Annotated in this window: 18 protein-coding genes; 8 read left to right on the top strand and 10 right to left on the bottom strand. The window is 71.2% G+C overall.

The window, feature by feature from the left end; translation table 11 throughout:
- Positions 1-3: 3 nt before the first annotated feature.
- Positions 4-1,185: an ROK family transcriptional regulator gene (locus ACSDQ9_RS05390; RefSeq protein WP_435144573.1), complete on the bottom strand. Its 1,182-nt coding sequence runs from the start codon at positions 1,183-1,185 to the stop codon at positions 4-6.
- 144 nt (positions 1,186-1,329) lie between these two features.
- On the opposite strand from ACSDQ9_RS05390, the gene xylA reads away from it, so the two are divergent.
- From xylA to ACSDQ9_RS05375, 3 genes are all read left to right on the top strand, one after another.
- Complete coding sequence (gene xylA / locus ACSDQ9_RS05385; RefSeq protein ID WP_435144570.1) at positions 1,330-2,502, top strand: xylose isomerase; 1,173 nt, start codon at positions 1,330-1,332, stop codon at positions 2,500-2,502.
- A 2-nt stretch (positions 2,503-2,504) separates the two neighbouring features.
- Entirely contained in the window at positions 2,505-4,004 is a 1,500-nt protein-coding gene (xylB, locus tag ACSDQ9_RS05380) for a xylulokinase (protein WP_435144567.1), read from the top strand.
- Between the two features lie 113 nt (positions 4,005-4,117).
- The gene (locus tag ACSDQ9_RS05375; RefSeq protein ID WP_435144565.1) at positions 4,118-5,089 is read left to right on the top strand and encodes a LacI family DNA-binding transcriptional regulator; all 972 of its coding nucleotides are present in this window, start codon (positions 4,118-4,120) and stop codon (positions 5,087-5,089) included.
- Between the two features lie 18 nt (positions 5,090-5,107).
- On the opposite strand, the gene ACSDQ9_RS05370 is transcribed toward ACSDQ9_RS05375, so the two are convergent.
- Positions 5,108-5,464 (bottom strand): MmcQ/YjbR family DNA-binding protein, encoded by a 357-nt coding sequence (locus ACSDQ9_RS05370; protein WP_435144563.1) that lies wholly within the window; start codon positions 5,462-5,464, stop codon positions 5,108-5,110.
- Positions 5,465-5,571: 107 nt separating this feature from the next.
- Here ACSDQ9_RS05370 and ACSDQ9_RS05365 point away from each other — a divergent pair, with 107 nt between their 5' ends.
- Positions 5,572-6,522, top strand: coding sequence for a DUF389 domain-containing protein (locus ACSDQ9_RS05365; RefSeq protein WP_435144560.1), 951 nt, complete (start codon positions 5,572-5,574; stop codon positions 6,520-6,522).
- Between the two features lie 92 nt (positions 6,523-6,614).
- Here the strand turns inward: ACSDQ9_RS05365 and ACSDQ9_RS05360 are convergent, their stop codons facing one another.
- Positions 6,615-10,115, bottom strand: a complete 3,501-nt coding sequence (locus ACSDQ9_RS05360; RefSeq protein ID WP_435144558.1) for a CBM96 family carbohydrate-binding protein — start codon at positions 10,113-10,115, stop codon at positions 6,615-6,617.
- A gap of 144 nt (positions 10,116-10,259) precedes the next feature.
- On the opposite strand from ACSDQ9_RS05360, the gene ACSDQ9_RS05355 reads away from it, so the two are divergent.
- A complete protein-coding gene (locus tag ACSDQ9_RS05355; protein WP_435144556.1) occupies positions 10,260-11,321 on the top strand; it encodes a LacI family DNA-binding transcriptional regulator in 1,062 nt (353 codons plus the stop codon).
- On the opposite strand, the gene purB is transcribed toward ACSDQ9_RS05355, so the two are convergent.
- The 4 genes from purB to ACSDQ9_RS05335 form a co-directional block, all read right to left on the bottom strand.
- The gene (gene purB / locus ACSDQ9_RS05350) at positions 11,297-12,757 is read right to left on the bottom strand and encodes an adenylosuccinate lyase (protein WP_435144553.1); all 1,461 of its coding nucleotides are present in this window, start codon (positions 12,755-12,757) and stop codon (positions 11,297-11,299) included. The two genes, ACSDQ9_RS05355 and purB, sit on opposite strands and share 25 nt — an antisense overlap.
- Positions 12,758-12,766: 9 nt before the next feature.
- On the bottom strand, positions 12,767-14,041 hold the full coding sequence (gene purD, locus ACSDQ9_RS05345) for a phosphoribosylamine--glycine ligase (protein WP_435144551.1): 1,275 nt from the start codon (positions 14,039-14,041) through the stop codon (positions 12,767-12,769).
- A 169-nt stretch (positions 14,042-14,210) separates the two neighbouring features.
- The gene (locus ACSDQ9_RS05340; RefSeq protein WP_435144548.1) at positions 14,211-15,278 is read right to left on the bottom strand and encodes a Gfo/Idh/MocA family protein; all 1,068 of its coding nucleotides are present in this window, start codon (positions 15,276-15,278) and stop codon (positions 14,211-14,213) included.
- Positions 15,279-15,342: 64 nt separating this feature from the next.
- Positions 15,343-16,767 (bottom strand): lactate racemase domain-containing protein, encoded by a 1,425-nt coding sequence (locus tag ACSDQ9_RS05335; protein ID WP_435144546.1) that lies wholly within the window; start codon positions 16,765-16,767, stop codon positions 15,343-15,345.
- A gap of 129 nt (positions 16,768-16,896) precedes the next feature.
- On the opposite strand from ACSDQ9_RS05335, the gene ACSDQ9_RS05330 reads away from it, so the two are divergent.
- A complete protein-coding gene (locus ACSDQ9_RS05330) occupies positions 16,897-17,769 on the top strand; it encodes an NAD(P)-dependent oxidoreductase (protein ID WP_435144543.1) in 873 nt (290 codons plus the stop codon).
- On the opposite strand, the gene ACSDQ9_RS05325 is transcribed toward ACSDQ9_RS05330, so the two are convergent.
- The 3 genes from ACSDQ9_RS05325 to ACSDQ9_RS05315 all read right to left on the bottom strand — a co-directional run bounded on the left by ACSDQ9_RS05325 (position 17,753) and on the right by ACSDQ9_RS05315 (position 22,622).
- A complete protein-coding gene (locus ACSDQ9_RS05325; protein ID WP_435144541.1) occupies positions 17,753-19,036 on the bottom strand; it encodes an adenylosuccinate synthase in 1,284 nt (427 codons plus the stop codon). The genes ACSDQ9_RS05330 and ACSDQ9_RS05325 overlap by 17 nt on opposite strands.
- 268 nt (positions 19,037-19,304) lie before the next feature.
- Positions 19,305-19,754, bottom strand: a complete 450-nt coding sequence (locus ACSDQ9_RS05320) for a DUF3151 domain-containing protein (RefSeq protein WP_435144538.1) — start codon at positions 19,752-19,754, stop codon at positions 19,305-19,307.
- Positions 19,755-19,781: 27 nt separating this feature from the next.
- Entirely contained in the window at positions 19,782-22,622 is a 2,841-nt protein-coding gene (locus ACSDQ9_RS05315; RefSeq protein WP_435144536.1) for an acyltransferase family protein, read from the bottom strand.
- A gap of 119 nt (positions 22,623-22,741) precedes the next feature.
- Here ACSDQ9_RS05315 and ACSDQ9_RS05310 point away from each other — a divergent pair, with 119 nt between their 5' ends.
- Entirely contained in the window at positions 22,742-23,311 is a 570-nt protein-coding gene (locus tag ACSDQ9_RS05310; protein WP_435144534.1) for a CG0192-related protein, read from the top strand.
- 120 nt (positions 23,312-23,431) lie between these two features.
- Positions 23,432-25,300, top strand: a complete 1,869-nt coding sequence (gene typA / locus ACSDQ9_RS05305; RefSeq protein WP_435144532.1) for a translational GTPase TypA — start codon at positions 23,432-23,434, stop codon at positions 25,298-25,300.
- Positions 25,301-25,316 lie beyond the last annotated feature (16 nt).

Raw genomic sequence — 25,316 nt, 5'->3', positions numbered from 1 at the left:
GGCTCAGGCGTGCACCCACCAGCTGGCCGGATCGGCCAGCACGGCCTCCAGCGCCGCATGGGCTGCGCCGCTGGCGGCCGGGGCATTGTCGACCACCACCGACTCGATGGTGGGGTGCTCGAAGGGAGCCGCCAGCACACGCGTGGCGAGTTCGTCCGAGAGCGTGGGCATCAGGTCGTCGGCGAGAGCGCCGAGGTGGCCGCCGAGCACGATCACGGACACGTCGAGCAGGTTGAGGGCGCCGGCCAGGGCGAGGCCCAGTGCTCGTCCGGCGTCGGTGACGGCCTCGTGGGCACGCGGGTCACCGGCCGCCAACGCCGTCACCAGGGCGGCATGGTCGGTCACCCCGGCCGCGCGGTGCAGCGCGCGCTGGCCCGCGACGGTCTCGAGGCACCCGCGCGCCCCGCACCCACAGGGCAGCCCGCCCGGGTCGACGCAGATGTGGCCGATCTCCCCCGCCCAGCCGTGACGACCTCCGACCCACTCGCTGCCCCGGATCAGCGCCGAGCCGATGCCGACTTCGCCGGAGACGTAGAGGAAGTCGGTGTGCCCCGACGGACGCCCCGGTGCTTCCCTGGCCACGGTCAGAGCCGCGAAGTCGGCCTCGTTGCCCACGCGCACGCCCACGTCACCGCCCAGTGCTTCGGCCACCACCGAGCCCGCGGGAACCATGCGCCATCCGAGGTTGGGGGCCCGCAGCAGGATGCCCTGGGCCGAGTCGACCAGCCCGGGCAGGGCCAGTCGGGCACCGACCACGCGGGCGGTCGACGGCGCCTGTCGGAGCAGGTCGGCTCCGGCCCGCGCGAGCGAGGTGAGCGTCCGGTGGGGGTCGGAGCCGGTCAGGTCGGCGGTGAGGACGTGCTCCGCGACGACCGCCCCGGTCAGGTCGAGGAGTCGCGCCGCCAGGTGCCCGATGTTGACCTCGAGCCCCAACCCCAGCCAGGTGGCCGCCGCGGGGGTGATCGGCACGGCGGGTCGCCCGCGGCCGCCACCACCACTGGGCAGCTGGTCGACGACGACACCGTTCGCGATCAGTTCGTCGACGAGCCGCGAGACGGTCGACCGAGTGAGCCCGGTGCGGGTGGCCACCTCTGCCCGCGAGAGCGGTGCGTGCGCGAACAGCACCTTGGCCACGGAGGCGAGGTTCAGCTCGCGCAGCGTGGCCTGGCTCGCACCCTCGCTCATGGCCCTCCTCGTCGACGCACCGTGCCACCCGCTGCGACCCTACCGGAGCAGTGCCGCCGGCCCGCTGTGCCCATGGTTGACAGCGCCCCGACAATCACTTAAGTTTCTCCATAGAACAAAATACTCTCGACGAGGAGACCCATCATGGTGCGCAAGCCCACCCGCGACGACAAGTTCAGCTTCGGCCTGTGGACGGTGGGATGGACGGGCACCGACCCCTTCGGCCCCGACACCCGCACGGCACTCGACCCGTGGGAATACGCGGACAAGCTGGCCGCGCTCGGCGCCTGGGGCATCACCTTCCACGACAACGACGTCTGGGACTTCGACGCCACCGACGAGGTGCGCGCCGACCGCGTGGGCCGACTCAAGGCCGCCGCCGATGCCGCCGGCCTGGTCATCGAGATGGTCACCACCAACACCTTCAGCCACCCGGTCTTCAAGGACGGCGGGCTCACCGCCAACGACCGCAGCGTGCGCCGCTTCGGGCTGCGCAAGGTGCTGCGCAACGTCGACCTCGCCGCCGAACTCGGTGCCACCACCTTCGTGATGTGGGGCGGCCGCGAGGGGGCGGAGTACGACTCGTCCAAGGACCTCTACGCCGCCCACGCCCGCTACGCCGAGGGGCTCGACACGGTCGCCGCCCACATCAAGGAGCAGGGTTACGACCTGCGCATCGGGCTGGAGCCCAAGCCGAACGAGCCCCGGGGCGACATCCTGCTGCCGACCATCGGGCACGCGTTGGCGCTGATCGCGACCCTGGAGCACGGCGACATCGTCGGCCTCAACCCCGAGGTCGGTCACGAGCAGATGGCCAACCTCAACTACACGCACGGGCTGGCGCAGGCGCTGCACTCCGAGAAGCTGTTCCACATCGACCTGAACGGCCAGAAGGGTCTCAAGTACGACCAGGACCTGGTCTTCGGCCACGGCGACCTGCTGAGCGCCTTCTTCACCGTCGACCTGCTGGTCAACGGATTCCCCGGCGGCGGACCGCGCTACGACGGCCCGATCCACTTCGACTACAAGCCGTCGCGCACCGAGGGCATGGAGGGCGTCTGGGATTCGGCCCGCGCCAACATGCAGACCTACCTGCTGCTCGCCGACAAGGCCCGCGCCTTCCGCGCCGACCCCGAGGTGCAGGCCACCATGAAGGCCGCCAAGATCGACGAGTTGGCGCAGCCGACGCTGGCCGAGGGTGAGACCGTGGCCGACCTGCTGTCCGCCGACGACGACTTCGACGCCGAGGCCGCCGGCGCGCGCGAGACCCACTTCGTGCGGCTGCACCAGCAGGCCCTCGCCCACCTGATCGGCTGACCGTGGTCCCGCGCCGACTGGTCGCCGGGGTCGATTCGTCCACCCAGGCGTGCAAGGTGCTCGTCTGCGACGCCGCCACCGGCGAGGTCGTCCGCGAGGGCCGGGCCACCCACCCCGAGGGCACCGAGGTGCACCCGGACGACTGGTGGGCCGCGCTCGTCGACGCCATCGCGCAGGCCGGCGGTCTCGATGACGTCGAGGCACTGTCGGTGGCCGGTCAGCAGCACGGCCTGGTGGTGCTCGACGACACCGGCGCCGTCCTGCGCCCCGCGCTGTTGTGGAACGACACCCGCTCGGCCGGTGCGGCCGACGACCTGATCGACGACCTCGGTGGGCCGCAGGCCTGGGCGCGGGCCGTCGGATCGGTGCCGGTGGCCAGCCTGACCGTCGCCAAACTGCGCTGGCTGGCCGACCACGAGCCCGAGCACGCCGCCCGCGCCGCCGCGGTCTGCCTGCCCCACGACTGGCTGACCTGGAAGCTGCTGGGGTCGTCCGCGCTCACCGATCTCACCACCGACCGGTCGGACGCCTCCGGCACCGGCTGGTACGACGCGGCCTCGGCGAGGGGCGACCGCTACCGGCGCGACCTGGTCGGGCTGGCATTGCGCGACCCCCGAGCCGGCGAGCGGATCGTGCTGCCGCGGGTGCTGGGGGTGAGCGAGTCGGCCGGACCAGCCGTCGCGCTGCCCGGGTCGACCCGCGGCCCAGTCCCGGGCCACGGGGGTCCGCTGCTCGCGGCGGGAGCGGGCGACAACGCCGCGGCTGCCCTCGGGCTGGGCCTGCAACCGGGGCACACCAGCGTGTCGCTGGGCACGTCGGCAGTGGTGGCGGCGGTCTCGTCGACGCCGGCGCACGATGCCAGCGGGTTGGTGACCGGGTTCGCCGATGCGACCGGCGCCTTCCTGCCGCTGGCGTGCACGCTCAACGGGTCGCGGGTGCTCGATGGCGCCTGCTCCCTGCTGGGGGTCGACCACGACGAGCTCTCCCGACTGGCGCTGAGCGCGGAACCGGGAGCGGGGGGCCTGGTGCTGGTGCCCTGGTTCGAGGGCGAACGCACCCCCAACCTGCCCACGGCCACGGCCTCGCTGCACGGCATGACGGCCGCCTCGATGACCCGCGAGAACTACGCCCGCGCGAGCGTCGAGGGCCTGCTGTGCTCGGTCGCCACCGGCTTGGAAGCCCTGCGCGACCAGGGGGTGACGATCGAGCGGGTGAGCCTGATCGGCGGGGCGGCTGCCTCCCCGGCCGTGCGGGAACTGGCCGCGGAAGTGTGGGGGTTGCCCGTCGACCTGCCCGACCCGGCCGAACACGTCGCCCGGGGGGCCGCCCGGCAGGCCGCGTGGATGCTGGGCCAGACCCCCACCCCACCCCCCTGGCGGGTGACGGGCAGCGGCTCGTCCACGCCGGACGACCGCGCCCTGACAAGGGGCGCGACCCTGCGAGCGCGCTACCGCGAGGTGGCCGACAGGCAGGCCGCGACCTTCACCGCCGGCGGCCACTGAGCACCCCCGACCAGCGGCGCCGGACCGTCGCGCCACGCCCCACCCGTAGGGGGTGACAGGCGGTATGGTGTGCTTCTTCCCTCTGTTTGCTGGGGGCAAACCAAGGAGTTCGGTTGGCCACGCTCAAGGACGTCGCACGCGAGGCGGGGGTGGCGGTGTCGACGGTGTCGCGCGCCTTCACCCACCCGGAACGACTCAACGCCGACACCGTGGCGCGCATCAGGGAAGTCGCCGAGCAGATGAACTATCGGGTGAACCCACTCGCGAAGGCGCTCATCACCGGCAGTTCACCGATCATCGGCATGCTGGTCACCGACATCGCCGACCCCTTCATGACCTCGGCGATCAAGGGTGCGCAGGCCGAGGCCTACGAGCACGGGCTCTGGCTCGCCGTCGGCGACACCAATGCCATCGACCAACGCGAGTCCGAGTGGGCCGACACCATGTCTGACATGGCGCGCGGGCTGATCCTGCTGGGCGCCCGGGCGTCGGACGAGGCCCTGCGCTCCATCGCCGAACGCAAGCGGCTGGTGCTGCTGCAGCGCAGCATTCCCGGCGTCGCCTGCGAGCTGATCGAGTCGCGGCCCGCCATGGTGGCCATCCTCGACCACCTGATGGGCCACGGACACCGGCACCTGGCCTACCTTCCCGGACCGTCGGAGCGCTGGATGCCCCGGCACAAGCTGGCCGTGTTCACCGAACTGTGCTCCGAGCGCGACGTGACGCTCACGGTGCTCCCCCACACCGAGAGCACCATCAAGGCCGGCGAGTCGCTCACTGACGCGGTGCTCGCCTCCGGCGCGACCGCCGCCGTCTGCGCCAACGACCGGATGGCCCAGGGCGTGGTGGCGGCCCTGTTCCGGCGCAACTTTCGCCCGCCCGACAACCTCTCCGTGGTGGGTCATGACGACTCGCTCCGCGACATCGCGGTGCCCTCGCTGACCACCACCACCGATCTGGCGGCCGACCTCGGTCGTGCCGCCGTGCGCCGGCTGCTGGCCGAGGGAGACCTCTCCCCGACCACGCAGACCCTGACCGCGGGCGCCTCGTTCCGCGACTCGTCCGGCCCCGCACCCGTGCACTGACCGCGACCGGTCGCGAGTTCAGGGGGCGGGTCGTCCGGTCTGCAGCCGGTAGGAGTCCTGCAGCATCTCGGCCACCTCCTGCCAGTCGGTGGACGCGTCGAGCACCATGCCGATGGTGTCCTCGCTCCACTCGGTGCGAAAGTACGGGTGACCCATCTCGCCGAACGCATGCACCTCGTCGGACGAGCCCTTGAACGTGATCCTGACCTGCTGGTCCTCACCGCCGAACAGGTGGGCGATGGTCACCTGGCGCACGCGCCACCGCACCCCCGTCCATGCGTCCTCCTCGTGCGTGCGGGGCAGGGCATCCATGACCGCACGCACCCGCTCGACGAACTCGAGCGGGATCGGGGCGCGTTCGGTCTTGCTGGCCATGGGCCAAGCATGCGCCCACCCTCCGACATTTCCCAGACAGTCATCATCCGACCGTTGCTCCGGACAGTTCCCCAGCCATGGGCAGGGCGCGCTGTCACACTGAAGCCGTGTTGACCGTGACCGTCAGGGTGCCCGCCGAACTGACGCCCCGCGTGCTGGCGCTCTGCGAGGACGACCCCGGGATCTCGTCGGTGGCGGTGCTCCCGGGGGCCTCGGTGCGGCCACCCGGTGACGTGATCACCATCGACGTGGCCCGCGAGTCGGGCGACGCCCTGCTGACGAGGTTGCGGGACGCCGACGTGCCCGAGCACGGCACCGTGCTGGTGCAACCCGTCGACACTTGGTTGTCACGGCGCCAGCTGGAGGCCGAACGTCGCGCTCCCGGTGAGGGCACCGATGCCGTGCTGTGGGCCGACGTCGTGCAGACCCTGCGCGGTGACTCGACCTTCACGTGGGTGTTCGCCACCACCATCTGCCTGGCCACCCTGCTGGCGGCCATCGCCATCGTGCTCGACTCGCCGATCCTGGTGGTCGGGGCGATGATTCTCGGCCCCGAGTTCGGGGCGATCGCCGCCGCCTCGGTGGGCGTGCTGCGTCGCCGCTGGGCGCTGCTCGGCCAGGCGCTGCGGACGCTGGGGGTCGGCTTCGCCCTGGCGATGGCGGTGACCGCCCTGTTCGGGTTGGCCGGACGATGGCTGGGCTGGATCAGCGCCGAGCACGTGACCGGCCCTCGTCCGGCGACGGCCTTCATCTACACACCCGACCGCTGGTCGTTCATCGTGGGCATGATCGCCGCCTCGGCGGGCGTGCTGGCGATCACCTCGGACAAGCGCGACGGACTCTCGGGGGCGTTCGTGTCGGTGACCACGATTCCCGCGGCCGCCAACGTCGCCCTGGGGTTGGTCTTCGGGGCGTGGCACGAGGTGCGCGGCAGTCTGCTGCAGTTGGCGCTCAACCTCACCGCCATGGCCGCCGCCGGGTGGCTGACGTTGGTGGTGCAGCGCACGCTGTGGGGGCGGGTGCGCACGCGCTGGCACGTGCGCCGCCGCGCCGGCTGAGGACGGTCGGCTACTAACTTCTACACGCCTGCTCGGATGACCCCCGAAAACTGGGGGTCATCCGAGCAGGCGTGTAGACGTTTGTAGGAAGGTCAGGCCAAGGTGAGCTCCAGGTAGGGCGAGCCGGTGCTGGCCTCCCGGCTCGCGTAGCGCGTCAGCGGCCCGTAGGACGACACCGTCGACGCGATCGCCAGGCGCACCTCCTGCCCGGCGCACAACTGCGCGCGCACGTGGTCGGTGAGGTCGACCTCGACCCAGCCGGCCGTGCGCGTCAGCGTGACCGTGCCGAGCGTGGCGCCCAAGTCGGGGCGGTTCGCCCACGTCAAGCCGCCCTCGACCCAGCCCGACTCGGCCACCCGAATGGCGTCGGTGGCGCTCGACTCCGTCGTCGCGATCTGGCCGCTCAGGTGCAGCACCGCGCGGGTCACCCGACACCCGTACTGCGGCGCCGCGAAGGTCAGGTAAGCGATCCGCTCGTAGCCGCTGCCCAACGTCGGATTGTTGCGCACCTCGAGGGTGGTGCCCTTCGAGTTCCCGGTCGTCGGGGTGCCCGCGAACACGAACCCGTCGGCCACCGCCGCCACGTGGCCCGGGTCGTCCACGGTGACCGGCACGCGCGCCACCGCGAACCCCGAACCCAGCGTGACCAGGGCGGTCACCGTGGTGCTGCCGCCGGCCACCGCCGTGACCAACCCCTCGGACGAGACCGTCGCCACGGTCGGGTCGAGGCTCTGCCAGACCACCGCACCGTGGGACAGGTCGGCCGCCGCACCATCGGTCATCAGTCCGGCCAGCGACACCGGCGTGCTGGCCCCGACCTGGGTGGTGACCGCGGCGGGCGTGGCGCTCAGCGCCGTCAACCGGGGTGGCAGATTGGGCACCTCGGCCAAGGCGCTGGCGGCGGTGGCGTGCACCCGCAGCTCGAGAATCGAGGTGTAGCCGCTCACCGAGTTCCCGTGGCCGACGAGCCGCACGTACCGGGCAGCCCTCGGGTCGAACGTGAAGGCCTCGACGTTGTCACTGCCGCCGCGGGTGCTGGCTCCCAGCAGGGCTGGCGACCACGCCACCCCGTCGGTCGAGGTGACCACGTCGAAGCGGGAGGTGCGGGCGAATCCGTTGGCCCACTGACCGGTGATCGCCGCCACCGTGCTGGGCCGCCCGAGATCGAGGGTGAGGGTGACGCCGTCGCCCAGGGCGGTCCAGCGGGTGCCCAGATTGCCGTCGACGGCTCCACCCGCGGGATTGCCGTCGTCGGACGAGGCCCGAGCCGCGACCACCGGCAGACTCGTCCCCAGCCGGCCGGGCTGCCGGAAGTGAACCCGGTAGGTGGGCCCGGGTCGCCACGAGCGGCCCTCGCGCACCTCGGTGGTGATGGTGGCCACGCCCATCCCCAGCTCGGACGAGGGATCGTCGGCCTGGGTGATCTTGCTCACCCGCGACGTGCGGGTCGCCGTGACCGACACCCTGGGGGCGGTCTCGGCGTCGCCCGGCAGCACCACGTCGTGGCGGAACCGGTCGGGAGCGAAGCCCGGCAGCGGCACGCCGTCGACCGAGATGCCCGACAGTGTGGTGGTGGCGTCGTCCGCCGTGGGCGCCCAGGCATCGAGAGGGACGAGCGCCGGCCGGTCGGTGGGCGGCTGCTGCCCGGCGTCGAGCGGCATCACCCGCACCGCGAACCTGGCCTGCGTGACCCCCGAGAGGCGGATCGTCACCGCCGACAGGCCCGGTTGGGCACTCTGCCCGGCCGGAGCCGGGCTCGACGGCAGGGGCGCCGTCCGCCCGACGGTGAACTGCCCGCCCAGCCCGGCGTCACCGAGCAGTTGCAGCCACACCCGCTGACCACCGCGGGTCAGCACGGCGGAGCGGCCGTCGCTGGCGATGGTCACGTCGGCGCGCGTGTGGAACACCGACACGACGTCGACGGGGTTGGCGGCGACGATCTCGTCCTGCACCAGCACCTGGCGACGGTCGTCGAACAGTTGCACGCCGCGCTGGGCGCCGGTCACCGCCGTTCCCGCATACATCGCCGTCAGGTCGGTCACCGCCGCCCATCGGCGTGGGGTCGCGATCCGGGTCTCGACCGTGGCCCCGGCCGTGAGTGCGGTCGAGGGCACGGGTCCGCCACCGATCACCACCGTGTTCTGTCCCTCGGTGCGGGCCACGAGATGGTCCCATCGTCCGCCGTGGTCGAGTTTCCAGTCGAAGTAACCGGGCAGGCCGTAGCCATCGCCGCCCAGTTCCTCGAACCACCGCACGCCCAGCGCGTCGAGGGTCAGGTTGCCGGCGTCGAGGTTCTCGTGGGCGACGACCTGGTCGTAGCCGGCCCGCAGCCCCTTGAAGGCCACCCCCACCGACTGGGGCGACCAGCCGCTGCGCGCGGTCGCCAACTCGACGCCGGCGAAGGTCGCATCGGTCGAGGCGGGGTGCGTCTGGCCGGTGCCGCTCCCCGGGTCGTACCAGATCAGATCGAGGGGGCTCGGTGACAGGTCGGCCCGCTCGGCCTCCCAGGCAGCCACCGTGGGCAGGTCGTAGCGCTGCGCCAACCACAGCTGGTGGGGCAGTTGCCATCCGGGGGTCACCGACCCGAGGAAGTCCGTGCCACCGTCACCGAAGTTGGCGGCCAGCCCGGTCGGGCCGGTGACGTGCAGACCGAACCAGCCCGTCTCGGCCAGCCCCGGCAGGTCGCCCAGACCCTGATCGGATCCGGTGGCCGTCGTCAGGGCCGCGAGGTAGCTGACCAGGGCATCGGTGCCGTAGGCCCAGTAGACGGGGCTCTCGGCGTAGCCACCGTCGGGTGCGTACTCGGTGATGCCGTGGCGAATCGAGGCCACGCTGGCCGCCAGCACCTGCTCGGCCACCTCCGGCTCGTCCTCGGCGATCGCCAACGCCCCCAACGCGACGGTGTTGCACACGAGATTCCAGTTGTGGGTCTGCGTGAAGAAGCTGGTGGTCTGCCCGTAGTAGGCCCACGCGGGTCGCAGGGACTTCTCGAGCAGCGCCTGCCGGATCGTGGCCCGTTGCTGATCGGTCAGCACCGGGTACAGCCAGTCGTAACCGATGGCCACCGCCTGGGTCATCTCGGCCACGTCGAGGAAATGACTGGGGTTCCAGGTGGTGAACGACGACACGGCCATCACCTCGGCGACCGCCCGGTCGGCGTAGCGGCGATCGTCGGTCAGCAGGTAGAGCAGGCCGAGGGTGTACACCCGCTTCTTGACGACGTCCTCGAGATCGCCCGAGACGTTCCCGCCGCCCTGGATCGGTACCGGCTCGGTGAGCATGCCCTCGGCCGTGACGACCAGGGCCTGCTGCCAGCGCTGCAGCCTGGCGTCTCCCTCGACCCGGGTGCGCAGGTCATCGACGGACGACGGCGTGACCAGCAGGCGAGGGTGCTGCGGGCTGACGGCCAGCACCTGGGCGACCAGACTGGTGGACGAGTCGTCCGGTTCGGCGGCGGCCGGGGCCGGGGCGATGACGCCCGCCATGGCCGTCACCATGCCGAGCAGGGTGATCAGCGCCCGGCTCCAGCGGTGACGGGTCCAGCGCTGGCGGGGCAGCCTGGTTGACGTGGGACGGGGATCTGATGCGGGCACGGGGGCTCCCAGGGGTGAGAAGTGGGGGGCCAGCGACGATCGGCGTCATTGCCGTGGGGGGAGGGCGTCGTCCGTCCATCGCTGGCTCCATGCAAGAGTAAACCGGTTTAACAATCTCGGGTCAAGGGCTACTACACTGACGCGGTGACCGAGAAGCGCCGGGTGGGCATCCGCGACGTGGCCGAGCGTGCCGGCGTGTCGGTCGCGACCGTCTCGCGCATCCTGAACGACAGCTACACCGCCGCCCCCCGCACTCGGGAGAAGGTCGCGCAGGCGGTGCGTGAGCTGGGTTACGTCGCCAACCCACACGCGCGGGCCCTCACCCGCCCCGCCTCGGCGCCCGTCGCTCTCGTGCTGAGAATGCTCGACGACGGGTTCCTGCTCGAACTGACCCAGACCCTGACCGGCGCGCTCGCCGAAGCCGGGCGGCTGTGCCTGATCGCCACCACGGCGGGTGATCCCGAGCGCGAACTGCAGGCGGTCCGCCGGCTGAGGGCGCAGGCGGTCGAGGCGGTGGTGATGATCGGGTCGGTCGTCGACGACGACGCCTACCAGCGGGGCATGGCGGACGAGGCCCGTGCCCTGGCCGCAGCGGGTGGGCGCCTGGTGCTGTGCGCTCGCCCACCCCTGCACGCCGACCTCGAACAGTCGGTGGTGCAGTACGACGGCGAAGGCGGGGCCGAACAGGCGATCGCCCAGCTCACCGCCCTCGGGCACCGGCGCATCCTGCAGGTGAGCGGGCCGGCCGACCAGTCGATCACCCGCGAACGTCAGCGCGGCTGGCGTCGCGCCCTCGAGGCGGCCGACGGCGACCTCGACCCGGCTCTGGTCGTCGGCCCGGCCTGGGACCGCGACTCGGGTCGAGCCGTCATGGAGGCCGTTCTGGCGAACGGGTTGAGTGGCTTCACGGCGGTGGTGGCCCACACCGATCAGGTGGCTGCCGGAGTGCTGATCGCGCTCGACGATGCCGGCATCCGGGTGCCCGAGGACGTCTCGGTGGTCGGCTTCGACGACGCCGCCTTCGCGGCCGACCTGAGGCTCACCACGGTGCGCATTCCCGCGCGCGAGTTGGGGTTGGCGGCGGCACAGTTGGCCCTCGGCCAGGAACCCGACGCCGTGATGCTGCCGACCGCAATGGTCGAGCGGTCCACCACGGCGCCACCACGGTCACACCAGCGCGGTCAGAGCACCTCGCCCGGACGATAGGCGGCCGCCTGCGGGTTGGCCTGGGCCAGCTCGCCGATGCGGGCCACCAGCGCGGCCACCTGCGACCGGGCCGCCCCCGACAACTCGAGCGGCTCGGTGAGCATGCCCTCGAGGTGAGCCTTCGACAGCCCCAGCCGCTCGTCGGCCGCCAGTCGGTCGAGCAGGTCGTTCGTCCGTGCGCCCGAGGCGCGCATCTCGAGCGCCACGGCCACCGCATTCTCCTTGATGGCCTCGTGGGCGGCCTCTCGTCCGACACCGGCGCGCACGGCGCCCATCAGCATCTTGGTGGTGGTGAGGAAGGGCAGGTAGCGGGCCAGTTCGGCCTCGATCACGGCCGGGAAGGCGCCGAAATCGGTGAGTACGGTGAGGAAGGTCTCGAACAGGCCGTCGAGCGCGAAGAACGCATCGGGCAGCGCGACCCGGCGCACCACCGAACACGAGACATCGCCCTCGTTCCACTGGTCACCGGCGAGTTCGCCCACCATCGAGACGTAACCACGCACGATCACGGCCAGCCCGTTGACCCGCTCGCAGGAGCGAGTGTTCATCTTGTGGGGCATCGCGGACGACCCCACCTGGCCCGGCTTGAAGCCCTCGGTGACCAGCTCGTGCCCGGCCATCAGGCGGATGGAGGTGGCGAGGTTCGACGGGGCGGCGGCGACCTGGGCTAGCGCGGTGATCACGTCGTAGTCGAGCGAGCGCGGGTAGACCTGCCCGGTCGAGGTGAACACCCGGCCGAAGCCGAGGTGCGCGGCGATGCGCTGCTCGAGGTCGGCCATCTTGGCCTCGTCACCGCCGAGCAGGTCGAGCATGTCCTGACTGGTGCCGACGGGCCCCTTGATGCCGCGCGCGGGGTAGCGAGCGATCAGCTCGTCGATGCGGGCGTGCGCGACCAGCAACTCGTCGGCGACGGTGGCGAACCGCTTGCCGAGGGTGGTGATCTGGGCGGCCACGTTGTGTGAACGGCCCGCGATCGGCTGGTCGGCGAAGCGAGCGGCCAGATCGGCGAGCATCGCCAGCGCGGCCACGATGCGGTCACGCACCACCCGCAGCGAGGCCAGCACCTGCAACTGCTCGACGTTCTCGGTGAGGTCGCGGCTGGTCATGCCCTTGTGCACGTGCTCGTGCCCGGCCAGCTCGTTGAACTCCTCGATGCGCGCCTTGACGTCGTGCTTGGTGACCCGCTCGCGGGCGGCGATCGAACCAAGATCAACACGGTCGATGACGGCCCGGTAATCGGCCAACACCTGGTCGACGTCCTCGGCCGTTCCGTCGGGTGCGGTGAAGGCGACGCCCAGGTCGCGCTGCGCCTCGATCACGGCCAGCCACAGCTGACGCTCGGCGATGATCTTGTTCTCGGGGCTCCACACGGTGCGGATCGCGTCGGACGCGTAGCGGTTGGCGAGCACGTTGGGAACGCTGGTGCGCTCGGGCATGGGGTCTCCTCAGGCAGGCTCGCCGGCGAGCACTCGCTCGGCGATGTCACGGCGGACGAATCCGGTCTCGAAGTCGATGGCGTCGACCAGCGCGTAGGCCTCGGCGCGGGCGGCGGCGAGGTCGGGGCCTCGTCCGACGACGGTGAGCACCCGACCACCGGCGGCGACGAGTTGATCATGGTCGCCCCGGCTCTGGTCGAGCGCGGTGCCGGCATGGATCACCCAGGCGTCGTCGCGGTCGGCGGGCAGGCGAATCACCCCACCCTGGGCGGGGGTGCCCGGGTATCCGTCGGCGGCCATCACCACCACGACGGACGACCCCTCGCGCCAGCCGACGGCGCCGAAGTCGGCCAGGGTGCCGGTGGCGGCGGCCAACAGCAGCTGCCCGACGGGGGCGTCGATGAGCGCCATCAGCGCCTGCGTCTCGGGATCGCCGAAGCGGGCGTTGAACTCGACCACCTTGAGCCCCGTGCTCGTGAGAGCGAGGCCGCAGTAGAGCAGGCCAGAGAACTCGATGCCGCGCAGGCGCAGCTCGTCGAGGGTGGGCCGGGCGACGGTGGCGAGCACCTGCTCGGCCAGGTCGTCCGGAGCCCAGGGCAGCGGCGAGTAGGCACCCATACCGCCAGTGTTCGGGCCGGTGTCGCCCTCGCCGACCCGCTTGAAGTCTTGGGCCGGCTGCAGCGCCACGCAGGTGGTGCCGTCGGTGACCACGAACAGGCTGATCTCGGGACCGTCGAGGTAGTCCTCGATGACCACCCGCTCGCAGCCGGCGGCGTGCTCGAGGGCGGCGGCACGGTCGTCGGTGACGATCACTCCCTTGCCGGCTGCGAGACCGTCGTCCTTGACGACGTGGGGGGCACCGAACTCATCGAGGGCGGCAGCCGCCTCCTCGGGAGTGGTGCAGACGCGGGCGGCGGCCGTGGGCACCCCCGCGGAGGCCATCACGTCCTTGGCGAATGCCTTCGACCCCTCGAGTTGGGCGGCCTCGGCGCTGGGACCGAAGCACGGGATGCCCGCGGCCCGCACGGCATCGGCGACACCGGCGACCAGCGGGGCCTCGGGGCCGACCACCACCAGGCCCACACCGAGCTCGACGGCGAGTGCGGCCACGGCGTCACCGTCGAGTTGATCGACGGCGTGGTTGGTGGCGAAGCTCGCGGTGCCGGGGTTGCCGGGGGCCACGTGCACGGCCTCGACCAGCGGGTCGGCGGCGATGGCGCGGGCCAGAGCGTGCTCGCGGCCGCCCCCGCCCACGACGAGAACGCTGAAGGGGGTGGGATTCACAGGGTCAGCCTAATTGCTGTCGGCGGTGGCGGTCACCGGCGCCCAAGCCGCGCCCGGCTGCCGGCGTTTTGTGTGAAATGCGCACCCGAAACGGGGTTCGTTCCCCAGATGAGCCACGAACGGCGACTCGGATGCGCCAGCCGCACACTCGCCCGCACCGGGGCGGACCTCACAGGCTGACCGGCAATCCCGTCCGCGCCGACTCGTACAGCCCCAGCACCAGCGCCAGCGAGACCCGATGGTCGGCCAGCGACACCGGCGGACGAACCCCCCGCTCCCCCGCCTTCCAGGCCTCGAGGGCGTCGACCATCGCCTCGTACTGCCGGGCGTGCCCCACCCCCAGCGGTTCCTCGGCCTGTACCGCCTCGCGCAGGTCGGGGGGCAGCTCGTCCACCTGGTTGGTGATGGTCAGCGACCCCTCCCTGAGGCGGGGGTCGTCGTGGCCCTCGCCGTGGTGCAGGTAGCGCAGTTGGTGGTTCTCGAGCAGCGCCGACCCGCGCGTGCCCATCACCCCCAGGGTGACGCTCAGCCCCGGGTTCGCCGCCGTGGTCGCGTGCAGCATGCCCAGGGTTCCGTTCTCGAATCGGACGACGCCGACCGCCGTGTCCTCCACCTCGATGGCGTGAGCGAGCGTGGCCGCCCAGGCGAACACCTCGGTGGGGCGACCGAGCAGGTGCACCAGCAGGTCGAGCGCGTGGATGCCCTGGTTGATGACCGCTCCGCCGCCGTCGTGGCGCCAGGTGCCGCGCCAGTCGCTCTCGTCGAAGTAGGCCTGGGGGCGCCACCAGGCGGTGGAGGCCAGGCCCGAGGTGATCCGCCCGAACGCGCCCTCGGCGATCCGCTGCCGCACCAGAGCGGTGCCGGCGTCGAACCGGTGCTGGCTCACCACCGCGACGGTCACCCCCGAGGCACGTTCGACCTCGAGCAGCCCGTCGACCTTCTCCAGGGTGATGTCGGCGGGCTTCTCGAGCAGCACGTGCAGACCCAGCCCGAGGGCCTCGGTCGCCACCGCGACGTGGGCCCCGGTCGGCACCGTCACCACGGCCAGATCGACGTCGGTCGCCTCGGCCGCCTCGGTCAGCGTGCGGAAGGTCGGCACGCCATGGCGGTCGCCCCACGCCGGCTCGCGACGACTGCGCTCGACGACGCAGGCGAGTTCGACCCCCGTCGCTCGCGCGATCGCCTCGGCGTGCACCCCGGCGATGAACCCGGTACCCACCAGCGCTGCTCTGATCATGCCTGCAGACTGCCCATGGCTAGCACGTGCCAATAGGGGTTGCCAGTGGTTGCCGTAGTCTCGTTCAGCGGGTGGTGTGCGGATGGAAGGCCGGGGCCGTGAGCTGCGGCACGCAGAGCACGCGGGGGGTTCGTCCGAGCAGGTCGGCGGCCTGGCGCAGGGCGGCCTCGACGTCGGGTGCCGTGCGCGCCCCCATCGCCCGGGCCAGCCCGGGGCGCTGCGCCCCGGCGATGATCACCCGTGAGGCCTTGTCGAGGGCCACTCCGCCCATGTAGACCATCGAGAACGCGTGGAACGGGTGGTAGCCCCAGCGGTCGCGATAGGCGCTGATCAGATCGGGGTCGGTGGAGAGTTGATCATGGAATTGCACCATCTCGCGGGGGTGGTCGACGGTCTGCAGCAGGTCGAACGCGGGCCGGTAGCTCGGGAAGTCGTCGTCGTTGAACCAGCCGTCGCACACGCTCGCCGCGATCACCACCGGTTGGTCGATGAGCGCCTTGGCGGCCCGGACGACCCCCGCCCCGCACGCCTGCATCATCAGCACGGGGTTCGAGCCCATGCCGGGCCCGTAGTGGAAGGTTCGCGGCATGCCCAGCAGCAGCACGTCGAAGGGTTCGGCGTCGAGTTCGACATCGGTGCGTGCTCCGGCCACCGGCCACGAGGCCTGCTCCACGTCGCCGATGGCACCGGCCGTGACCGCCAGCTGCCGGGAGCGGGAGTCGAGCACGGCGTCGATCGCCAGGAACGGCGACCCCAGATGGGCCTCCATGCGCTCGCCGATCGACCGGAGCTGCTCCCGGAATCGTCCGTAGGGGGTGGCGGGCACGAAATCGGGCCGATACATCGTCGACGGAGCGTGGTGGGCGGCGATCGAGCGCCACGAGGTGAGTCCGGTCGCGGGCATCTTCCAGCCCCCGGAGTAGCCGCCGTAGGGGTTGCCGGCCGCGTGCCCGATCAGCACCGACAGGTCGGCCTCGACGGCGTGGCGGTTGGCGGCCACGGGGTCGCCCAGTTCGGAGTGGCCCAGGTCGACCATGGCGTCGGGGTCTTCGGCGTCGTGGTTGACCACGCGCATATCGCGGCAGCGCTCGAGCAGGTCGGCCCCGAGGTACTCGGCCCACTCGTCGGTGCGATTCTTGCGGTGCAACCCGATCGCGCAGACCAGCGTGACGTCACGGTCGCGCACCCCGGCGGCCCTCAGCTCGTCGAGCACCGCGGGAATGGCCACCCGCCGGTGGGCCGTCTCGTGGGCGCCACCCTTCACCCGGTCGGGAAAGCTGATGGTGACGGTGCTGCCCGGGCCCACCCGATCACCGATCGGGGCCGACCCGGCGGGGTTCGCGAGGGCGGCCCGGGTGGCGGCCACGGGGTCGGCGAGCGGCTCGGGTTCGCGGGAGAGATCGGCGGTCAGTACCACCGAGCCTGGTGGCAGGTCCACCTCGACCTCGCCGTCGCCGTACTGGAGGCTCACACGCTGCGTCGCGTTCATGCCTCCCGATGGTGCCCCACCCCCTCCGCAAAACACCAGCGTGTGCGCAGAACTCCATGGTGGACGGTGGAGCTTTGAGCCCAGCCTGGTGTTCTGCGCGGGCCGAGCGGGCTGCAACAATGCGTGGCCATGAGCAACGATGCGCATGACCTTGGCGTCAGAGGCCCCGTTGGGGTCGTCGGTTTGGGAGCGATGGGCTGGCCCATCGCCCAGCACCTGCGAACCGCCGGCGTCGACGTCGTGGTCACCGATGCCAACCCCGCCGCCCGCGATCGGGCCCGGGCCGAGGGGCTGACGGTGGTCGACTCCGCCGCCGAGCTGGCCACCCGGGTTGACGCCTGCATCGCGTCGCTGCCGACGGGAGCGATCGTCCGACAGGTCACCGACGAACTCTGGTCGGTGCGCCCCGACCTGCTGGTCTGCGACACCTCGACCATCGACCCCGCCACCGCGCGGGAGCTCGCGGCCCGCGGACCCCACCTCGACACCCCGATTCTCGGACGACCTGCGGGCGTCGGCTCGTGGACGATCCCGGTGGGCGGCGCCGACGACCTGGCCGCTCGCGCCGAGGTGCTGCTGGCTCCCCTGGCGCGGCGCGTCGTCCGGGTGGGAGATGCGGGCGCGGCGGCCGTGTTGAAGGTCTGCAACAACCTGATGCTGTCGGCCATCAACGCGGTCACCGGCGAGGCATTGGCACTCGCCGAGGCGTCGGGACTCGACCCGCAGACGTTCGTCGACGTGGTGCTCGACTCGGGGGCGGCCAGCGTGTCGGGACTCTTCCGTGACGTCGCCCCGCGCGCCGTGGCCGGTGACTTCGACCCGGTCTTCTCGCTGGCGCTGATGCGCAAGGACGCCCAGCTGGCCCTCGATCTGGCGGCCGCCCAAGGCACCCCGCTCGAGGTCGTCGCCGCAAGTCAGCGCGTGAACGACGCCGCGATCGAGTCCGGCCTGGGGGCCGAGGACTCGATCGCGGTGGTGAAGTCGATCAGAGCAGGTCGTTGATCATCACCGACTGCTCGCGCCCGGGGCCGACCCCGATGCCCGAGATGCGGCAGCCGATCTTCTGCTCGAGGAAGCGCACGTAGGCCTGGCAGTTCGCCGGCAGCTCCTCGAAGCTGCGGGCCGACGAGATGTCCTCGGTCCAACCGTCGAGGAACTCATAGATCGGCTTCGCGTGGTGCAGATCCGACTGGGTCATCGGCATGGTGTCGTGGCGCACGCCTTTGACGTCGTAGGCGACGCAGACCGGGATCTTCTCCCAGCCCGACAGGATGTCGAGCTTGGTCAGGAAAATGTCAGTGAAGGCGTTCACCATCGAGGCATGCTCGACGACCAGCGCATCGAACCAGCCGCAGCGACGCTTGCGGCCCGTGGTCGCGCCGTACTCGCCGCCCTTCTCACGCAGCTGCTCGCCGTCGTCGTCGAACAGCTCGGTCGGGAAGGGCCCCTCGCCCACGCGGGTGGTGTAGGCCTTCGCGATGCCGACGACGCGGTCGATGCGGGTCGGGCCCACACCCGTGCCCGTGCAGGCCCCGGCCGCGGTCGGGTTCGACGAGGTCACGTAGGGGTAGGTGCCGTGATCGACGTCCAGGTGCGAGGCCTGGGCGCCCTCGAAGAGCACCACCTTGCCCTCGGTGAGGGCCTCGTTGATCACCCGCGCCGAGTCGATCACGTGCGGGCGCAGCTTCTCGGCATGGCTGAGCAGCAGTTCGGTGATCTGCACCGGGTCGATCTCGCGGCGGTTGTAGACCTTGAGCAGCAGGTGGTTCTTCTGGTCGAGCGCAGCCTCGACCTTCTGCCGCAGGATCGACTCGTCGAACAGGTCCTGCACCCGGATGCCGAGGCGATTGACCTTGTCGGAGTAGGCCGGGCCGACGCCGCGACCGGTGGTGCCGATCTTGCGCTTGCCCAGGAACCGCTCGGTGACCTTGTCGAGGGTCGAGTGGTACGGCGTGATGATGTGCGCGTTGGCGCTCAACAGCGGGTGCGGAACGTTGACCCCACGCGACCACAGGGCGTCGAGCTCGGTGGCCAGCACGTCGAGGTCGATGACCACGCCGTTGCCGAGGATCGTGGTGGTGTCGGGGTTGAGAATGCCCGAGGGCAGCAAGTGCAGGATGAACTTCTCGTCACCGACGACGATGGTGTGTCCGGCATTGTTGCCGCCCGAATATCGCACGCAGACGTCGACGCGCTCCCCGAGTTGGTCGGTGGCCTTTCCCTTGCCTTCGTCGCCCCACTGGGCGCCGACGACGATGATGCCCGGCATGGTTCTCCCCTCGATCTGAGGTCCAGTCGCTGGCGCGGGTCGGCTGGTTGCCGACCCGATCCACCCGACATGTCGCATGACACGTCGCGAGCCCCGCCGTCACCGCACGATGAGATCGCTGGGACGAGGGGCTCGTGCGACCCGAGTCTAGGCCACCGGCTGGCCCTCACCCGACCCCGACCGAGATCAGCACGCGACCGTTAGCGGACCGTGACCCGCCAGCCGCCCGGGGGCCGTGAACGCTCACCCGCAGGGGTGAGGCGGCACCTCAAAAGGTGTTGGCGCTCAGCTCCTGCCAGGCCTCTTCGGACGAATCGCGCAGGAACTGTGCGCAGCGCTCGGCCTCGTCGGCGTCACCGATCCGGTCGGCCGCCACGGTCAGCGCCCACAGCGCCCGCAGGAAGCCCTGGTTGGGTTCGTGGTCCCACGGCACCGGGCCGGCACCCTTCCAGCCGGCGCGGCGCAGGGCGTCGAGCCCGCGGTGGTAGCCGGTGCGGGCGTACGCGTAGGCGGCGACGTCGCCACCCTCGGTGTGCGCCAGCAGCGATCCCTCGGCCAGCAGGGCCCAGACCACGGACGACGCCGGGTACTCCCGCACCACCGCGAGGAAGCCCTCTCGTCCGCGCTCGGAAAGAGCGTCCAGGGCAGGGTCGTCGGGCAGCCGCGTCGGAATGCCGGAGGCAGCCATCAGGTTCGGATGCGTCTCGGGAATCGCCATGCTCAGACTCTAGTGGAGCGGCGCCGGTCAGCGGCTCGGCTGCAGCGGCAACACGGGCGGTTGCAGGAACCCCTGGGCGGCGAGTTCGCGCTCGAGGATCGGCGTCAGCGACGTGACGTAGGTCTTGGTGAGGTGACTCGACTGGCGGTAGACGAACACGTTGCCGACCACCAGCGGGCACTTCTGCAGGGTCGGCGGGCAGATCCACTCGTTCATGCTGAGCACCGGGGCGCCCAGTTCGCGCGCCGCGTAGCGCAGATCGGCCGTGCCGTGGCCTTCGTTGTTCGCGAACTCGCAGGCCGTCGTCGAGCCCTCCCGCTCCGCGCACTGGTAGGGCGACTCACCGACGGTCGGGGTGGGGTTGTCCTCGAGGAACAGCAGCTTCGACCCCTTGGCCTGCAACTGCCCGAGCAGGTCGACCATGCCGGGGCCGACCGTGCCCTGTCGCTCGGCGTAGGTCGAGGTGATCACGAGGTCGGGCGGGTCGGCCAGCAGTTGCTTGAGCAAGGCCTGGTTGTAGGTGTTGCAGGTCTCGTACTGGGTGGCCGACGAGAACGAGCACCCCGACTTGGCCAGCGTCTGCACGGTCCACCCGTGCCGGGCGCCGATCAGGCCCAGGGCGGGTTCCCACTGGTCCATCTTCGAGTCGCCGACCAGGGCCACCCGCACCGGGCCCGAGCCGATCAGGCACTGGTCGGGCCGCACCGGGTTGGCCTGCTGCTTCGTCCGCTGGCAGCCCGAGGCGTAGACCGACGGCTGGTCGAGGCTGGCCGCCGAGACGTCGGGCACGACCGTCCGGGTCACCCTGGTGGCGGCGGTCAGGTCGGTGCGCAGGGTCGGCACGCCGTCGACGGACGAGTTGAACACCCACGCCAGTCCCCCGGTGTAGTCGCCGGTGACGGGCAGCGGCGTGGGCTCGGGGGTGGGAGTGACACTGGGGGTCTCGACGGGGGTCGGCACGACGGCCGAGGCACTGCCGCTGGGGTCGTCGCCGAGCACGTCGACCTGGCTCACCGTCGGCAACTGGGTACGAATCGCCTGGGCGACGCCGATGGTCAGGGCCAACAGCACGATCGCGAGCACGAAGGCTCGTCCGGCGTGCTTCTGCAGCACCCCCGAGAACCGGATGGGGTCTTCCACCAGGCCGAGGGTGAGCATCGAGAGCACCACCGTGAGCAGCACGATCACCACCTTCGACAGCCAGCCGGCGTCGGGGTGGCGCAGGGTCCAGATCGCGATCAGCGGCCAGTGCCACAGGTAGAGCGAGTAGCTCAGCATGCCGAGTTGGCGCATCACCGGGTTGCCCAACGCCCGGGCGACCAGGTTGTCGGAGCGCACGTTGCCGGCGAGCAGCACCGCGGCGGCACCGGCGACCGGCAGCCAGGCCCAGACACCCGGCCACGGGTCCGTTCGTCCGATCACGAAGGCGGACGAGACCACCGCCGCCAGCCCCACCAGCGCCACCGGCACGGCGGTCCAGCCGGGGAACCAGCGGCGCACCTTGACCGAGAAGCAGGCGACCAGGGCACCGACCGCGAGCTCCCACAGGCGGGTCAGCGTCGAGAAGTAGGCGCGGCCGGCGTCCACACCCGTGTAGAACCAGGAGTAGAGCGCCGAGGCGACGGTGATCAGGGCCAGGCCTGCGGTGATGGTGACCAGTGCGCGCTTGGTCCAGCGGCGCGCGATCAAGAGGCAGACGATGATGGTCAGCGGCCACAGGATGTAGAACTGCTCCTCGACCCCCAGGCTCCAGTAGTGCTGGAACACCGACTGGCCCGCATCTTCGGCGAGGTAGTCGACCGAACGGGCGGCGAGCCCCCAGTTGAGCACGTAGACGGCGGCGAGTTGGCCGTCGGTGGTGAGCCGTTGCCATTCGCTGCGCGGCAGCAACCACCAGCCCAGCAGCATGCCCGTGACCAGCACCAGGGTCGCCGCCGGCATCAGACGGCGCAGGCGTCGCGACCAGAAGTCGGCCAGGTCGAGCCGGCCGGTGCGCTTGACCATGCTGAGCAGTTGCCCGGTGATCAGGAACCCCGAGATCACGAAGAACACGTCGACGCCCGCGAACCCGCCCGACAGCCCGGGCACGCCCAGGTGGTAGAGCAGCACCCAGACCACCGCGATGGCGCGCAGGCCCTCGATGTCGCCGCGCACCGTGGAGTACTTCGGACGACGGTGCACCGCCAGGTCGAGGAGCACCCGCTTCCAGGTGCGGCGGGGAGCTGCCATCGCCCGGCGAGGGCCGGTCGGCTGAGGTGCGGGGTCAGTCGTGCGGGCGGCCGGTGTGCGGGCGGCCGGGGTGCGGGCGGCCGGCGTGCGGGTGGCCGGCGCGTCGGGGTCGTCGCGATCGAGGTCGAAGTCGAAGTCCGACCCGAGGTGGTTGGCCGCTGCCGTCGCCGCACGAGCCCGGGGCACGGGCACCGGGAGCGAGCGTAGCGACGCAGGCTCGAGGTTCGCCGCCGGCCGCAGGGGGACGACCTCGGGAGGCTTCGGCTGGTCGGGCTCGGGCTGGTCGGGCTCGGGTGCCTCAGCCTCGGGTGCCTCGGGCTCGGTTGCCTCAGGGTCGGTGGTCTGGGCGTCGGCGTTGGGGCTCGGCTGGGGGGTGATCGGCTCAGGATCGTCCGCGGTCCGTCGTCCGGGCACCACGGGAACCATCCTGAGCGGGGCGACCGGCTCGTCCACCACCGGATCGGGGTCGACGGAGGCGAGCGCCCGGCGGGCCGCCAACTGCGCACGCCTGGCCGACTGCACGATCTCGTCGACGAAGCGGCGACCGAGGGTGGGGGTGGCCTCGGCACCCGAGCCGGGCTCGCCGATCTCGGAACGCGACGTCTCGTCTGACGCGCCACGGGAGGGGCCGGGCTGCACGGGTCGCCTTTCTGCCGAATGCCTGTGGTGGGGGGACGAGGCCCCAGCCTAGGCCAGTCCGGGACAGGATCCGACGTCGGCGGCGTAGGCTGGGGTGAGTCCACCGAGGAGGGTGTCGCATGTCTGGTACCGCCGAGCTTCACCGGGCAACGTTGACGCCCACGAAGGCCGAGCTGTTGGCCGAGTGGTTGCCGCGCCAGCCCTGGTTCTCGTCCGACGGTGGTGACCTTGAACTGCTCGACGCGTTCCGGTTCACCGACCCCGACGGCGAGGTCGGCATCGAGACGCATCTCGTGCGTGCGGGCGGGGTGATCCACCACGTGCCGGTGACCTATCGCGGGGCTCCGCTCGAGGGGGCCGAGGAGTGGCTGATCGGCACCATGGACCATTCGGCGCTGGGTCAGCGGTGGGTCTACGACGCGACCGGTGACCCGGTCTACCAGGTGGAGCTGATGCGCGTGATCCGCGAGGGCGACACCCAGGCGGCCCTGCGGGTGGGCGACGAGCCGCTTCCCGACAAGGCGACGGCGCTGGGCTCGTGGGTCGACCCGACCGCGGAGTCGTCCGGCGTGGTGCGGATCGCCAGGAACATCGACGACTTCTCGACGGCCCGGGCGCGAGGGCTGCTCACCGTCACCTTCACCGTGGACGGCGAGCAGCGCGACGCCGTGGTCGCCGTTCTGCGCTGACGCCCCTCCCCCGCCGGAGCGCACGAAGGCGAGGGCGAGCGGGCGATTCTCGGACGAGCGGCCCCAACCGTTACGATGGCTCGGCGCTTCCCGGCGCCCCCACCCAGATTTGGAGCGCCCATGCCCTCACGCCAAGACCTGCGCAACATCGCCATCGTGGCCCACGTCGACCACGGCAAGACCACCCTGGTCGACGCCATGTTGCAGCAGTCCGGTGCCTTCCGCGAGGGCGCCGATGTCGCGGCCCGCGTGATGGACTCCATGGATCTCGAGCGCGAGAAGGGCATCACCATTCTCGCCAAGAACACCGCCGTACACCACGTCATCGACGGTGAGCCGATCACCATCAACATCATCGACACCCCCGGTCACGCAGACTTCGGTGGCGAGGTCGAGCGCGGCCTGTCGATGGTCGACGGCATCGTGCTGCTGGTCGACGCCTCCGAGGGCCCGCTCCCCCAGACCCGCTTCGTGCTGCGCAAGGCGCTCAACGCCGACATGCCCGTCGTGCTCGTCGTCAACAAGGTCGACCGCTCCGACGCCCGCATCAGCGAGGTCGTCGACGAGACCTACGAGTTGTTCATGGACCTGCTGGACGAGTCGCACTCGCAGGAGGCGCTCGACTTCCCCGTGATCTACGCCTCGGCCCGCGCCGGTCGCGCCTCGCTGACCCAGCCCGCCGACGGCGGCATGCCCGACGCGGAGGACCTGGAGCCGCTGTTCCGGACGATCCTCGACACCATCCCGGCGCCCACCTACGACGAGGACGCCCCGCTGCAGGCGCACGTCACCAACCTCGACGCCTCGCCGTTCCTGGGTCGACTCGCCTTGCTGCGCATCCGTCAGGGACGACTCAACAAGGGCCAGACCGTCGCCTGGATGAAGCGCGACGGCTCCCGCCACAACGTGCGCATCACCGAACTGCTGATCACCGAAGGCCTCGAGCGCAAGCCCGGCGAATCGGCCGGCCCGGGCGACATCATCGCCGTGGCCGGCATTCCCGAGATCACCATCGGTGAGACCTTGGCCGACGCCGAGAACCCGATCGCTCTGCCGCTGATCCACGTGGACGAGCCGGCCATCTCGATGACCATCGGCACCAACACCTCGCCGCTGGTCGGCAAGGGTGGCAAGGGCCACAAGGTCACCGCCCGTCTGGTCAAGGAGCGACTCGACTCGGAGCTGATCGGCAACGTGTCGCTGCGCGTGCTGCCCACCGAGCGCCCCGACGCCTGGGAGGTGCAGGGTCGAGGCGAACTCGCCCTGGCGATCCTGGTCGAGCAGATGCGCCGCGAGGGCTACGAGCTGACCGTCGGCAAGCCGCAGGTGGTGACCCGTGAAATCAACGGCAAGCTGCACGAGCCGATCGAGCGCCTCACCATTGACGCGCCCGAGGAGTTCCTCGGCACGATCACCGAGCTGCTCGCCGTCCGCAAGGGCCGCATGGAGTCGATGACCAACCACGGCACCGGCTGGGTGCGCATGGAGTTCGTCGTGCCGGCCCGTGGCCTGATCGGCTTCCGCACGCAGTTCATGACCGAGACCCGCGGCACGGGCATCGCCCACCACGTCAGCGACGGCTACGAGCCGTGGGCGGGCGAGATCCGTTCCCGCGAGTCGGGTTCGCTGGTCGCCGACCGCGCCGGCAAGGCGTCGTCGTACGCGATGACCAACCTGCAGGAGCGCGGCACCATGTTCGTGGAGCCCACCACCGAGGTCTACGAGGGCATGATCGTCGGTGAGAACTCGCGCGCCGACGACATGGACGTGAACATCACCAAGGAGAAGCAGCAGACCAACGTGCGCTCCTCCACCTCGGACAACTTCGAGAAGTTGGTGCCGCCGCGCAAGCTCAGCCTCGAGCAGTGCCTCGAGTTCTGCCGCGAGGACGAGTGCGTCGAGGTCACCCCCGAGACGGTGCGCATCCGCAAGGTGCAGTTGGCCGCGACCGATCGCGCCAAGAGCCGCAACCGCGCGAAGAACGCCTGAGGTCTGCCAACCCGTC

The organism is Aestuariimicrobium soli, from assembly GCF_051192575.1.
GTDB classification, from domain to species: domain Bacteria; phylum Actinomycetota; class Actinomycetes; order Propionibacteriales; family Propionibacteriaceae; genus Aestuariimicrobium; species Aestuariimicrobium soli.
The sequence above is the reverse complement of the archived record's forward strand: the minus strand, read 5'-3'. Positions and strand labels throughout refer to the sequence as shown.